The organism is Exiguobacterium sp. s133, assembly GCF_018618595.1.
Taxonomy (GTDB): Bacteria; Bacillota; Bacilli; order Exiguobacteriales; family Exiguobacteriaceae; genus Exiguobacterium_A; species Exiguobacterium_A oxidotolerans.
Window position 1 is genome coordinate 77,048 of the sequence record NZ_JACSMK010000011.1, and the last position, 14,059, is coordinate 91,106.

Below are 14,059 nucleotides of genomic sequence, written 5' to 3' on the forward strand. Positions count from 1 at the left end.
TTGACTGTAAGAAAGGGGTTACAATTTGCATGCGCTCATTTGAAGAACGATTGACGAACCACCTGGAAGCGACGGCGCTTCTCGCGACACTGATTCAACCTTCACGCGATCAGCTCCGACTCGATAAATTAGATACATTTTCAAAGAAGTTATTACGACGCGACTATACGATTGCCTTCGCCGGTCATTTTTCTGCCGGTAAATCCAGTATGATCAATGCCTTGACGGGCGAATCCATTCTCCCGACGAGTCCCATTCCGACGAGTGCAAATATCGTCACGCTTCGTCAAGGCGAGACCGACGAAGCGATTGTTTCCTTCCATGATCGAAAAGCAGTCCGTCTAGCCTCGGAAGATGATTTGCAACACTTACGCCATTTCGGCCGTGACGGCACCGTCCAACAAATCGACATCACCCATGCGACATCCACTTTACCACCTGGTCTCGTCCTGATGGATACGCCAGGCGTCGACTCCGTTGATGACGCCCACCGGATTTCGACTGAATCGGCGTTACATGTCGCCGACTTAATCTTTTATGTCATGGACTATAACCATGTCCAATCTGAACTGAACTTCAGCGTCACAAAAGACTTGCTCGCTTCTGTTCCTGAACTCTATTTAATCGTCAATCAAATCGACAAACACCAAACATCCGAGCTGTCATTCGATGCCTTTAAACGATCCGTCGAAAAATCGTTTACTGAACATGGTGTTCAGCCGAAAGGCATTTTCTTCACGAGCCTGCGTGAGCCGGAATTCGCGGGGAACGACTTTTCTGCCGTCAAGCGATTGGTCGACCAAAGCATTCGTGACGCCCAGCCGAAATTGATCGAATCCGCTCAAACGACGCTCGAGGTCTTACACCAGGAACACATCAACTATTTAGAAGACATGATTGAAGAAGCATCTGACGCGATGCGGGATACGGTCTCGGCGACCGAACGCGCAGAAGCGGAGCGTGTGTTTGACCGGCATGCACAAGTCAAACATCAATTGACCCTGTTTGCTCCTGAACAATGGAGCAGCCGTTTTTCGGCACACCGGGAAAGTTTACTTCGCAATGCGACGCTGATGCCGTTTGAATTGCGCGAAAAGATGAAAACGTTCCTCGAATCTCGGCAACCTGCATTCAAGGTCGGATTGTTCCGGAGCGCTAAAAAAACACAGGCGACGCAACAAGTCATCGCTGACGATGTCCTGCGCGCACTCCAGTCTGTCACTGCTTCTGAAATTGCGCTTCACCTTCGAAAACTTATGAAACAATCGTTAGCGGAAATTGATTTGCTGTCTGACCAGCACTCGTTACGAATCGATCAACTCCCACTTGATCCACCATTAGCCGTCATTGAGGAAGCACTTCAAGACGGCATCACGATTACCGGGGAATCGGTCTTGCAATTCACGAATCGGGTCGTTGCATCGGTCAGTGCTTGGTACGTCAAGGAAACGAACCATTGGCGAGAAGCGGTCCGCCAGGAGTTGACGCATGAAAACATCCCTGCGAAAGCGACGCTTCAAGCTGAATTTGAAACGCTCGAACAAAAATGTGACGTGATGACAACGTTCAAGAATGCGGAACAGGTGTTAATAAGCTACCTCGAACGAGCGAACGAACCGACCACTGACGATATGACAGCGGCACGTGAGCAACTAGAACAGTGGCGTACGCAGCTTACGCAGGCGACGCTCGACATTGAGACGTTTACAGGGATCAATCCAGTCATGACACAAGAGATGGAGACTACGCATGAAGAAACGCTTCAAGCTGTCCCATCCCGTTATACATTAGAAGAGATGCAGCAAATCCAGACCATTCTCTCCGGTGTTCGCGGGTTCGAGGACGCTACGAAGTATTTGCAACAAAAGCTTGCGCGCGTGACGACAAGCGACTTTACGATTGCCTTATTCGGTGCTTTCAGCGCCGGCAAATCTTCGTTTTGTAATGCTTTGCTCGGTCATCGTGTCCTACCGGTCTCACCGAACCCGACGACGGCATCCATCAATCGGATTAAACCGGTCACGGCGACGCATGTCCACGGGACCGCAACGATCCGGTTTAAATCGGAGACTGACCTTCTCAACGACTTGAACAAAGCCCTGCAAACGTTTGACGCAACGATGCCGTCAGTCACTGCCGTCGTCACATGGTTGCGCGAACGGACGACAAGCGACTTGAACGATGCCTCTTTCTTACGCGCGTTCCTAAAAGGATATCCGACGGTCGAACCTTTCATCGGTACAGAACAGACAGTCGTTCAATCGGCATTCGAGGAGTATGTCGCACAGGAACACCTCAGTTGTTTCGTCGATGTAATCGACCTGTATTTCGACAGCCCGTTGACACGTCTCGGAATCACGCTCGTCGATACACCGGGTGCCGATTCCATCAATGCCCGGCATACGGACGTCGCATTTGAATACATTAAAAATGCGGATGCGATTCTGTTCGTCACCTACTACAATCACGCCTTCGCCCGAGCCGATCGTGAATTTTTGATTCAACTCGGCCGGGTTAAGGATGCATTCGAGCTCGACAAAATGTTTTTCGTCGTCAATGCGATTGATCTCGCAACTTCGACAGCGGAACAGCAAGATGTCCTACACTATGTCGGCACGGAACTAAAACGGTTCGGCATCCGTGCACCACGCCTGTTCGGCGTCTCGAGCCTCAACGCCCTTGCCGAGAAACAACAAGGGATTGATGAACAATCCGGCATCGATTCGTTCGAACAAGCCTTCCATCACTTCTTGAACCATGATTTGAAAGGGCTCGCGCTTCAATCCTTGACGGAAGAGACGGACAAGACAATTTACCGCCTTAATCAATTGATTGATCAGACAGAACGGAACATTGCCAGAAAAGATGCCCGATTGACGGAACTCGGTGCGCTCGAACAAGAGATCACGGCACACTTCTCGAACGGTCGGGTCGAACTCGTTCACCATGAGCTATTTGCTGAGATTCATGAATTGTTACATCACGTCAATCAACGCATCTATTACCGCTTCCCAGACTTTTTCAAGGAAGCCTATCATCCGGTCCGGTTTGCGAACGCGACGAAAGCAGTCGCTTTGCAACAAGCACTCATCGAATTACTCGGATTTTTGCGGTATGATTTTGAACAAGAATTACGTGTCACCCATTTCCGGATCGATAGCTGGGTCCAACGTGCCATCGCAAAGCGTCTTGACGAAGAGGCGATGTATGCTGCGAAACTGAACCCGTCGTTCCAACTATCACCACTCGATCCGCCAACGCTACCTCCGATGACGTTCAGCGGTCCGTTCCAAGATGACACGAAATACCGTTCCGTCAAAAGCTACTTCCGGAACGCAAAGGCTTTCTTCGAACGGAACGAGAAGGAGCACTTAAAAGACGCGCTGGTCGCGTTGACGAAACCGGATGCCGTTAGTTATCTCGAAGGCGAAGAGTCGCGCCTTCGTCATCTAACGGAGCAACATCTCGACGAGGTCTTCGCGACACTCTATGCCGAATGGACAGAGACATTATTGAGCCAAATTGAGACGGAACGTTCGACTTTGACGGATGTGCATCCACTGGACTCATTCAAGGCTGCCCAAGCGAAACTGCATGACGTATTTGAGCAATCGGTTCACTAAAACAGTGGGCTGACGCTTTAAGATTTGTTCAGGTATCCGTCATGAATGAGAAGACTATACAATGGAAAACGCCGCTGTCCCCGTGTGTAAAACGGAAACATCGGCGTTTTTTGTGTGACCGGCGGGAAAGGAACGACGATTTCTCACGCCTACTCTTCAAACCAGTGATTTCGGATAAAATAAACCGTCATCCCGATTGCGACGAGCGCCATCACGCCAAGCGTAATGAAGTAACCATAGCGGACCGTCAGCTCGGGCATATATTGAAAGTTCATCCCGTAGATGCCGGCGATGAACGTCAACGGCATGAAAATCGTCGTAAAGATCGTCAACGTCTTCATGATGTTATTCATGCGGTAGGAGTTCAAAGATATGAAGTTTTCCCGGAATTCCGACGTCATCGCCCGATTGTATTCAATCATGTCGTTTAACTTCAGCAAATGGTCGTAGATGTCACGGAAAAATGCTTGTTTGTTCGGATGAATCGCCAGTCGTTTCGATTCGATGACCCGATACAGTAAATCCCGCATCGGTAAGACCGTCCGTGCGAGTTCAAGCAAGTCTGAGCGGATGTCAAAGATATCTTCCATGATTTGTTTGTCATTGCCTGCTTGTTCATATCGACCTTCGAGTGAAAAAATGCGGTCTTCCAGGTTATGAACGATCGGGAAATACCCGTCGACGATTTTATCCATGATTTTATGGACAACTTCGACCGTTAGATGTTCTTCATGCCCTGTCAATTTTTGAAATGCCCGAAACACGAAGTCCACTTCCCGTGACGCCTGCTCATGATACGAAATGACGTATTGTTCACTCGCAAATAGATTGATTTCTTTCCCTTTTAACGAAGGTTCTTCAACCGCATGCAATACAAAAAAACTGTACCCGTCATAATATTCGAGTTTCGGTCGCTGTAAGTATTGAAAACAATCTTCTATCGCGAGCGGATGAAACGTAAACGAGGAGACGAGTAACTGTTTCTCCTGTTCTGTCGGTTGGTCGAAATCAACGAAATACCACTTAATGTCCGACCGCGTTAAGCGATCGAGATTCGTATCGACGAAAACATGATTGTCCTGTGTGACAATGAGGGCACGAATCACCAATGAACACCTTCCTTGCTATTTTCTCACTTTAGTATGGCAAAACCGACCTTAAATAGCCATCATCAAAAAAAGGACTTGCGCCAATTAGCAACACAGTCCTTAATCGTTCACCCGCGTTCAAAATAAAAGCCACTCCAATAGACTTGGCGATATGTGAATTCTTTCCCACTTTTCGTTGTCACGAGCATCTCATCTTCCGAGACGACAGCAATCTTGATCGGCGTTTCACCATGATCCGTCAAGTAATTGAGTATTTCAAGATGGCGGTTCAACCACATACGGCGCCGAAACCAACGAAAACGGCTAAATGCGGCGCTAAAATGGAGAATCGAAAATAACATGATGATCATTCCGAATGGAAGCGGAATTTGGAAGAGCGCGATGATATAAAGATCGGCGATGATGAGGAAAACAGACAGCCCCATCTCCGTCATCTCCATGAAGGAAGCTTTATACGTCGCGTAATATGTCATGACCCGGAACAAAATGATCACGGTCAAGTACGGTACGAAATAAAGTTGGAATACATTGTCGGAGCCACTATTCATGAACATCAATAAGGGTAAGAAGAAGAGCAACTTCCAGATCAGGATGGCGGAATAAAACAAAGTGTGGTCCGTGTAGCGTTTGCGTACGATGGTTTGACTAATGTTCATTGCCTTCCCCTCCTTCAAAAGTGACTGAGTGCTAAGCCATTGATGTCGGGACGTGATGCCTATAAGGGTATCTTTCCTGATTGGACGGTTTCTAATCGTCTATTTTGCAATTATACGCGTCCGTATGTAAAGTATACGAAATATTCCGAAAAAAAGATTCAATTTCCCATCATTCCCCACACTTCAATGACACATTTGAATTTAGATTTGTCGCTTTGCCCTTTTTTCTTTAGACTAAAGAAAGACCGTCATTAGAAAAGAGTTGAATTGACATGTACACACACATCATCGTCGGCGCCGGTATTCTCGGTGCATCGACAGCCTATCACCTATCAAAACAAGGGGCGACCGTGCTTTTGATTGACCGAAAAGAGAGCGGACGCGCAACCGATGCAGCAGCCGGCATCATCTGCCCCTGGATGACACAACGTCGCAATAAAGCCTGGTACCGCTTAGCAAATAATGGCGCTCACTATTACGATACGTTAATCGAAGAACTGGAAGCGCTTGGCGAAACCGCGACCGGGTACCGAAAAGTGGGCACGATCGCGCTACATGAATCATCAAAAATCGAGAAGATGAATACGATTGCTGAAAATCGATTCCCGGAAGCCCCAGGCATCGGACGCATCGAACGACTCGACGCTTCTCAGGTCAAATCTCTATTTCCATTGATCGATACTGTCGAAGACGCGTTGTTCGTCTCCGGCGGGGCTCGCGTCGATGGTCGTGCCTTGCGTGGCGCACTCGAGCGGGCGGCAATCCATTACGGGGCGACCGTTATTGATGCGGATGCTGAATTACTCATCGAAACAGGACAAGTGAAAGGTATTTCAATCGATGGACAACCGCATTACGCGAAGCACGTGATTTTGACGGCTGGGGTCTGGATCAATGAATTGTTACGTCCGCTCAAGCTCGAACTCGATATCCGGACGGAAAAAGGACAAATCCTTCATCTTGATTTAGAGGAAATGAAAACGAAACATTGGCCCGTCATCATGGGGCAACGTGGACTCTATCTCGTGTCGACGGAAGATGGTCGCCTTGCTTTAGGTTCGACCCATGAAAAACAACTTGATTACAACTTACAACCGACCGTCAAAGGGATGCATGCGCTCTTAACGCGTGCCCTCCCTGTCGCACCACGACTCGAAGAAACGAACATCTATGAAATGCGGGTTGGTCTACGTCCCTACACGAGTAATTCGTTACCGGTCATCGCCTCACTCGATGCTCACCCGAACGTTTTCATCGCGAACGGCCTCGGTGCATCCGGATTGACGATCGGCCCTTATCTCGGACGCGAGCTCGCAGAACTGGCGTTAAATCAACCGCTCGAGATTCCGTTAAGTGATTACGTTCCGACTTATCACAACTAATTTGTTTGACGATAGGAGATGACCCATGGATCCGATTAAACCATTTGTACCCGTCGAAACCTTTACCGCGTTAGATATTCGTGTCGGGACGATTCGTTCTCTCATCCGTGACGAGAATGAAACACACCTTCTCAACGTGACGGTCGACTTCGATGGACACGATCACTCTTTTTTACTCGACTGGGTCGAAACCCGGTTCGACTATGAAGAAATTTTAGGGAAACAAGCCATCGCGATCCTGAACGTCGAGGGCGTACGCGCCGGTTTCACAGGTCGTATCCTTGAACTCGGTCCGCTCGATCAACTGATGCCCGTCCTCGTATGTCCGGAACATCCAATTCCGGACGGAAGTCGCGTCAGCTGAGACTTCGCCTGATAGTTCTGCATGCCGCGTCTTTTCGGTTAAACAGTTTCAAGCGGAAAATCCAATGCAACTTTATCTACACGCAAATAGAAGGGATTGCCCATCAACTTTAAGATGGCAATCCCTTCTATTTTATCGTCAGTTAGCGGTGTGCCAGCCTTTCTTCCATCGTCATGATCGCGTTAGCCGTTCGTCTTCTCAAGGTAATGGACGCTGAAGTGATGATTGGCGTCCGTCCAGTAAGTGACGGCCCGAAAGCCACTTTTACCTGCCAACTGCTGAAATTCTTCGATGCTATATTTGTAAGAATTTTCTGTATGAATCGTTTCACCTTCCTGGAACGTAAACGGCTGACCGTTGATTTGTACGATCTGGTCAATCCGACTGCGGATGTGCATCTCGATTCGACCTTGCGCCTCATTATAAAATGCTACATGCTCAAACCTTGTTTGATCAAATGTTCCATCTAAGACACGATTGATGTGGGTCAGGATGTTTAAGTTGAACGCTTCCGTGACGCCGGCCATATCGTTATACGCCCGATGAAGAATGTCCGGATTTTTTTTCGTATCGACACCGATTAAAAAGCCGTCTCCCACTTCGAGTAAATGAGATGAATGGCGCAAGAACTCCATCGCCTCCGCCGGATCAAAGTTACCAATCGTCGATCCCGGGAAGAAGATAACTTTTTTCAGTGCGCGGTCGACCGGTAGTGTGATCGGTGTCGAATAGTCGCCACAAACCGCTTTAATCGAGAGATTTGGATAATCTTTAGACAACTCCGCCGCCGACTGTAGTAAATAGTCCTTCGAGATATCGATTGGGACATATTCTTCCAACCCGTGCAGCGAACTGAGCAGACTTTTGATTTTCCGACTACTGCCACTCCCATACTCAATCAATGTATGGACAGGACCAATCTTATCTGCAATCGTCGTTTGGTGCGTCGTCAAAATCTCGAGTTCAGTGCGCGTCGGATAATATTCCGGTTGTTGCGTAATCTGCTCGAACAGTTCCGACCCCGTTTGATCGTAAAAATACTTGGCGTGAAGCGTTTTAGCCGGTTTCGATAAACCAGCTATGACTTCTTCTAACATATTTTGCTGCGTCGTATATAAATCAAAGCTTTTCACTTGCTGACTCATCTTACAGGTCACCTGCCAAACGGAACCCACTGAATTGCCACCGTTTATCCGGCGGGAAGAAATTACGGTACGTCTCACGGATGTGATCGTCCGGCGTCACACACGCGCCACCCCGTAACACCATCTGGTTAGACATGAACTTTGCATTGTATTCACCTAGTGCTCCTTCAAGCGGTCGACTGCCCGGGTATGATGAATAGGCACTGGCCGTCCATTCCCAAACGTCACCAAACATTCCTGTCAATTCGTGCTCGGCCCGTACAACCGATGCCGGATGATACGTTCCTCGTCCCATCATGTTCCCTTGTCTTGCGACCGTTTTTGCCGCATGCTCCCACTCCGCTTCCGTCGGGAGACGTTTTCCTTTCCAGCGACTATAAGCATCCGCCTCATAAAAGCTGACGTGACAAACCGGTTCGTCGAGTGCGAGTGGTTCGACACCACTTAATGTGAAGACAGACCAGTCCCCCGACTCATCCTTCATCCAGTAGAGCGGTGCTTTCCAGCCGAGTTGCTTGATGGCTTGGTACCCGTCAGAAAGCCAATATTCAGACGTCTCATAACCTCCAGCTTCGATGAAAGCTAAGTATTCCCCGTTCGTCACGGGCGCAGTTGCCAGTTCAAATGGATTCAACCATACTTTATGGACAGGACTTTCGTTGTCAAACGCAAAGCCGGTCCCATCATGGCCGATTTCAATCAATCCTCCATCGAATGTTTTGTAAGCAGGACTGACATTGGTTTCAGCAGTCGGCACGACCGCTTTATTTTGATAGGCCGGTAACAAGGGATTGACGAACAAGTTAAATTTCATATCCATCAAAATAAGTTCCTGGTGCTGCTGTTCATGTTGTAATCCCATCTCAATCAAACCTTCAATTTTCTTTTGACTCGCCGCGTCGCGATCTTGTCTCAAGAACGTATCGATTGCCGCATCGACGTACGAGCGGTAGGCGATGATTTCACTTACAGTCGGCCGCGACAAGACACCTCTTTGATGGCGCGGTTGATACGGACCGATTGAGTTGTAATACGAATTGAACAGATAATTGAACTGTGGATTAAACACTTGATACGCTGCATCGTATTCCTGTAAAATCATCCGTTCGAAAAACCATGTCGTATGCGCGATATGCCATTTAGCCGGACTTACATCAGCACTTGCTTGGATTACGAAATCTTCTGGTTCAAGTGGATCAATCAATTCAATTGTCTTATCACGGACTCGCGTAAACTTTTCGATTAAGTACGTTGTCGTTTCTGTGTTCATATGCTATGCCACCCCTTTTAATGTAATTTTCTGAAAAAATAACCATTTAACTATTACCCTGTTTTTATGGGAAGTATGCAAAAAAAAAGCAGACGTCGTCAAGACCGTCTGCTTTTTCTACTTTTAATTGCCTTAAAATACTTTATCCCCATTAAAGATTGAGTTCTTGACGACGACATAGTCGACCGTCCGAATCGCTTGCAGTTTATTTCCTCCGGCGTACGAGATCGACGATTGCAAATCTTGCTCCATCTCCGTCAATGTATCGGCTAAGCTCCCTTTATGCTCAACAAACATCTTTTTCCCCTCGACGTTCTTTTTTTCACCTTTTTGGAACTCTGATGCCGAACCAAAGTATTCTTTGACGCGGACACCATCGACTTCATGCGTCTCACCAGGCGATTCTTCGTGCCCGGCAAACAATGAACCGATCATGACCATCGTCGCACCAAAACGGACGGATTTCGCAATATCACCGTGTGTCCGAATTCCTCCATCCGCGATGATCGGCTTGCTCGCAGCTTTAGCGCACCAACGAAGTGCTGCCAGTTGCCAACCGCCTGTTCCGAATCCTGTTTTAATCTTCGTGATGCAGACTTTCCCGGGTCCGATTCCGACTTTCGTCGCATCCGCACCTGCATTCTCAAGTTCACGGACAGCTTCCGGCGTTCCGACATTTCCGGCGATGACGAAACTGTTCGGTAAAAATCGTTTAATGTGCTGAATCATTTGAATGACTGCGTCTGAATGACCATGCGCGATGTCAATCGTAATATACTCCGGCACGAGCCCTGCCTGTGCGAGTTCTTCGATGAACACGTATTCTTCGATCTTGACGCCGACACTAATCGACGCGATTAAGTTTTTTGCTTGCATCGTCTCAACGAACGTCCGCCGTTTTTCTGGTTCAAAGCGATGCATAATATAGAAATAACCATTTTCGGCTAAGTACGTCGCAATCGATTCATCGATGATGGTTTGCATGTTCGCCGGGACGACCGGCAGTTTGAATCGTCTTCCACCAAACTCGACCGTCGTATCACACTCAGATCGACTGCCAACGATTGACTTTGCGGGAATCAATTGAATATCTTCATAATCAAATACTACATCCATTTTCAACACTCCAAATAACGAATATTTTTTAAACTATCGTTTATAATCGTTCGTACCTGAACACTATATCGAATGCAGAATGTCATGTCAAAGGATTTAGAGTAATTTGTCATCTAAAAACAAATGTTTTTATCTTATAAATGAGTTATCGTTCGTTTTTTCATTCGATTTTATGTCTTAATCGCTCTAATCAGTCTTTTCACCAGTCAAAATATCTTAATTTTGAATTTCGGATGAAAATCGATGTTAGATCATGCAACGCGAATGAGCGTGTAGACAAACTCTTATGAAGCGTGAACAGGCTATAACGAGAGGCAATCCGTTCGCGCTTCCCTGTCTCGCCTCGTCTTCAAAGCGGCAACTGATCGCGCCGCTACAGCAAAGCTGAAGGGTCGCGACCGATTGCTTTTCGCGGTCTAAAGCGATTCGAGACGGATTGCGCTCTAAACTGTCTGCATGACTGGATTTCTGTCACGGTATTGCCTGAAAATCGTCATGTTTCGTTGACTCCTACGGGGCAAAGTACGTTTTTAACGCACTTTCAGAGGCAGGCAAGACCCTGCTCGTCGTCCGCTAGGATCCAAGGAGCAATGGCGCGCCTCGTCCGAGGAAAGCAACGAAAAAAGACGCTGTATCTCCCGATAGCACGTTGTCTACAGTCTAGCGAATGATAGTCGTTCTTCAAAATGAAAGTACGTCCATTCAAGCGATTCACCATTAAAACAGCCAATCAGGCGTGTTAGTCGAATGAATAATCCAGTTTCTTCATATAACGTGCGAATGACTGCATACACAGAGGTTCACCTTATTCGATTGTACCCGCGGATGATCGCGACGACAAAAGACTAAAAAGTAATGGCGTTTTAGTTTTTTGCACCATGCACTATACTACGTCGACATCGACAACAATCATTTTCTCCTCACACTAAAAATTCTTCTTTTAATAGTGCGAACATCGTGAAGTCTTCCCAGTTTCCATTAATATATAGACTTTTCCTAGCAAGTCCCTCTCTTCGAAAGCCTACTTTTTCGAGAACACGGCTCGATCCAATGTTCTCAGGCATCACTTCCGCTCGTAACCGATGAAATGCATACTTGTCAAAGAGCAGTGCAACTGCTTGAATGACCGCTTCAGCCATCAATCCTTGACCATTGTAATTTCGATCAAGTTGATAGCCGATCATACATGTTTCAGCCGGAAACCGTTCAATGAACGAAGCAGATACTTCGCCGATTAATGCATTGTTCTCCTTCAGGAAAACACCAAACGCATAGTAACGATCATCTTGCATCTTTTGTAATGTTTGACGAATCCGTTCTTGGTGGGCTCCAAGTGAATATTGATCTTCTTTCGGCTTAAGTGGCATCCAAAATTCAAAGTGCCCCCGGTTTCGTACGTTCAGTTCCAGCAATTCTAATGCATCTTCTTCTATATAAGGTCTAATAAAAACACGACTCATCCTTAAACAGCTCCTTTTTAAGTAACACGCCCTATAAATATCTTGAAGTTAAACAGTTTAAACGTTTGATTATTATGTCTTGGGGAAAACAACCTAAGCAGAACAGATGACAATTCAATGACAATCATTTAACGACATGACATTAAGGAGGAGAGCATGAAGACAGACCAAGAACTATTCGAACAAATCGAATTAAAAAATAGTCATGCCCTCGAGTTACTTTACGATCGGTATGAAACTTCTCTTTACCTTCTACTTAGACGCGTGACAACGGATGAAACACGGATTCAACGGACGTTGACACATATTTTTAAAGCCGTTTGGACGGAGCCACGCCGGCATGCTTCCATTCACGGTTATGTCATGGCAGCAATTAAGCACGTCCGACACCCTCATCAGCCTGTCCATTGATTACAAACAGACCTTGCCACTTTTATTCGTTAGGTTGACGCCGAACCCTTTAAAATTTAAGTACATCTGAAGTCATTTCAAGTTTTTTAACAAAAGTTAACGATATTTCTGTTTATTCCTTCCTTTTTTTTCGAAGGCATGCTATATTATTAAGTAATTATTGTTGTTCGGTGGAGATACAAAGTTTACGCTTTAACTCGATGAAATTGATCACGGTAGTAATAATCAGTGTGACTTAGTCGCACGCAGGAGGCAACACACATGGAACAAGGTACAGTAAAATGGTTTAACGCAGAAAAAGGTTTTGGCTTCATCGAACGTGAAAGCGGCGACGACGTTTTCGTTCACTTCTCAGCTATCCAAACTGATGGCTTCAAATCACTTGACGAAGGTCAAGAGGTTTCTTTCGAAGTTGAAGAAGGTCAACGCGGACCGCAAGCAACTAACGTTACTAAACTTTAATTTCCTTAGAGGATTTGCTGATGCAAATCCTCTTTTTTAATTCTTTTTTATCTCCCCTTTCTTTTTCAATCGATCCATGGTATATTATTAAGTAATTATTGTTGTTCGGTGGAGATAAAAAGGTTACACTTTTAACTCGATGAAATTGATCACGGTAGTAATAATCAGTGTGACTCAGTCACACGCAGGAGGCAACACACATGGAACAAGGTAAAGTAAAATGGTTTAACGCAGAAAAAGGTTTTGGCTTCATCGAACGTGAAAGCGGCGACGACGTTTTCGTTCACTTCTCAGCTATCCAAACTGATGGCTTCAAATCACTTGACGAAGGTCAAGAGGTTTCTTTCGAAGTTGAAGAAGGCCAACGCGGACCGCAAGCAACTAACGTTACTAAACTTTAATTTTTTTAAGACCTTGCTGATGCAAGGTCTTTTTTTAATTTCATTCATGATAAACTTCATACGTATAGAAAGGAGAATTTCCATGCAACTCTCAACACAAGAACAACTGCAACATGTCTTACAAGCAAGACACGACCATTTGATGGCTGGAAACCGAGAAGCGATGAACGAACTTTTAACTCCTAGTTTCTCGTTCATCGATGGACTTGGACGACAATTCGACGCAGAAACTTATTTAGACCACTATGTTGACGTTGATTTGATAAAATGGGTTTCTTCTATAGATGAATCGATGACTGTCGAGCTTTTTGAGACGACTGCCTTGGTACAAACATTGACAGAAGACCAGTTTCAATATGGAACGACGTCTTATGTAGGACGTTTTCGTATCGTTTCTCTTTATCAACTGACGGACACAGGCTGGAAGTGGCATTTTTCGCAAGCGACGTCGCTTGATCAAAATTAAATGACATGGATCCACTCCTCTCATTTACTGCGATGACGATCAACGGCCTTAACAAGGAATGGCTCTCTCACTTTTTCTCGGGTGAGACAAAAGCCCGTTTCCCTGCTCACTATGGACAGGGAAACGGGCCTATTTGTATCTGACGGTGCGAGCTCTTCCGTTTTATTCTGTAAAAGCCGCGTAAAACCGGAACC

At 46.3% G+C, this 14,059-nt stretch carries 13 protein-coding genes; 7 read left to right on the forward strand and 6 right to left on the reverse strand.

What is annotated here, in order from left to right; all coding sequences use genetic code 11:
• Nucleotides 1–29 precede the first annotated feature (29 nt).
• Complete coding sequence (locus KNP96_RS13575; protein WP_214771139.1) at nucleotides 30–3,623, forward strand: dynamin family protein; 3,594 nt, start codon at nucleotides 30–32, stop codon at nucleotides 3,621–3,623.
• Between the two features lie 149 nt (nucleotides 3,624–3,772).
• Here KNP96_RS13575 and corA read toward each other — a convergent pair whose 3' ends face one another.
• Together corA and KNP96_RS13585 are read right to left on the reverse strand one after the other, a co-directional pair.
• Complete coding sequence (corA, locus tag KNP96_RS13580) at nucleotides 3,773–4,729, reverse strand: magnesium/cobalt transporter CorA (protein ID WP_214771179.1); 957 nt, start codon at nucleotides 4,727–4,729, stop codon at nucleotides 3,773–3,775.
• Between the two features lie 110 nt (nucleotides 4,730–4,839).
• On the reverse strand, nucleotides 4,840–5,388 hold the full coding sequence (locus KNP96_RS13585; RefSeq protein WP_088837224.1) for a hypothetical protein: 549 nt from the start codon (nucleotides 5,386–5,388) through the stop codon (nucleotides 4,840–4,842).
• A 272-nt stretch (nucleotides 5,389–5,660) separates the two neighbouring features.
• Between KNP96_RS13585 and KNP96_RS13590 the strand changes: the two genes are divergently transcribed.
• The gene (locus tag KNP96_RS13590) at nucleotides 5,661–6,770 is read left to right on the forward strand and encodes an NAD(P)/FAD-dependent oxidoreductase (protein ID WP_088837225.1); all 1,110 of its coding nucleotides are present in this window, start codon (nucleotides 5,661–5,663) and stop codon (nucleotides 6,768–6,770) included.
• A gap of 25 nt (nucleotides 6,771–6,795) precedes the next feature.
• The gene (locus KNP96_RS13595) at nucleotides 6,796–7,134 is read left to right on the forward strand and encodes a hypothetical protein (protein WP_088837226.1); all 339 of its coding nucleotides are present in this window, start codon (nucleotides 6,796–6,798) and stop codon (nucleotides 7,132–7,134) included.
• Nucleotides 7,135–7,316: 182 nt separating this feature from the next.
• On the opposite strand, the gene egtD is transcribed toward KNP96_RS13595, so the two are convergent.
• The 4 genes from egtD to KNP96_RS13615 form a co-directional block, all read right to left on the reverse strand.
• Complete coding sequence (gene egtD / locus KNP96_RS13600; protein ID WP_088837227.1) at nucleotides 7,317–8,279, reverse strand: L-histidine N(alpha)-methyltransferase; 963 nt, start codon at nucleotides 8,277–8,279, stop codon at nucleotides 7,317–7,319.
• Nucleotide 8,280: 1 nt separating this feature from the next.
• Nucleotides 8,281–9,549, reverse strand: coding sequence for an ergothioneine biosynthesis protein EgtB (gene egtB, locus KNP96_RS13605; RefSeq protein WP_088837228.1), 1,269 nt, complete (start codon nucleotides 9,547–9,549; stop codon nucleotides 8,281–8,283).
• Nucleotides 9,550–9,681: 132 nt separating this feature from the next.
• Entirely contained in the window at nucleotides 9,682–10,665 is a 984-nt protein-coding gene (gene guaC, locus KNP96_RS13610; protein ID WP_088837229.1) for a GMP reductase, read from the reverse strand.
• A 920-nt stretch (nucleotides 10,666–11,585) separates the two neighbouring features.
• Complete coding sequence (locus tag KNP96_RS13615; RefSeq protein WP_088837230.1) at nucleotides 11,586–12,125, reverse strand: GNAT family N-acetyltransferase; 540 nt, start codon at nucleotides 12,123–12,125, stop codon at nucleotides 11,586–11,588.
• Between the two features lie 156 nt (nucleotides 12,126–12,281).
• Here KNP96_RS13615 and KNP96_RS13620 point away from each other — a divergent pair, with 156 nt between their 5' ends.
• The 4 genes from KNP96_RS13620 (at nucleotide 12,282) to KNP96_RS13635 (ending at nucleotide 13,865) form a co-directional block, all read left to right on the forward strand.
• Nucleotides 12,282–12,536 (forward strand): RNA polymerase sigma factor, encoded by a 255-nt coding sequence (locus KNP96_RS13620; protein WP_088837231.1) that lies wholly within the window; start codon nucleotides 12,282–12,284, stop codon nucleotides 12,534–12,536.
• Between the two features lie 261 nt (nucleotides 12,537–12,797).
• Nucleotides 12,798–12,998, forward strand: coding sequence for a cold-shock protein (locus tag KNP96_RS13625; RefSeq protein WP_029330387.1), 201 nt, complete (start codon nucleotides 12,798–12,800; stop codon nucleotides 12,996–12,998).
• Between the two features lie 200 nt (nucleotides 12,999–13,198).
• Nucleotides 13,199–13,399 (forward strand): cold-shock protein, encoded by a 201-nt coding sequence (locus tag KNP96_RS13630; protein WP_012370557.1) that lies wholly within the window; start codon nucleotides 13,199–13,201, stop codon nucleotides 13,397–13,399.
• 82 nt (nucleotides 13,400–13,481) lie between these two features.
• Nucleotides 13,482–13,865, forward strand: a complete 384-nt coding sequence (locus KNP96_RS13635; RefSeq protein ID WP_088837232.1) for a nuclear transport factor 2 family protein — start codon at nucleotides 13,482–13,484, stop codon at nucleotides 13,863–13,865.
• The last annotated feature ends 194 nt before the right edge of the window (nucleotides 13,866–14,059 follow it).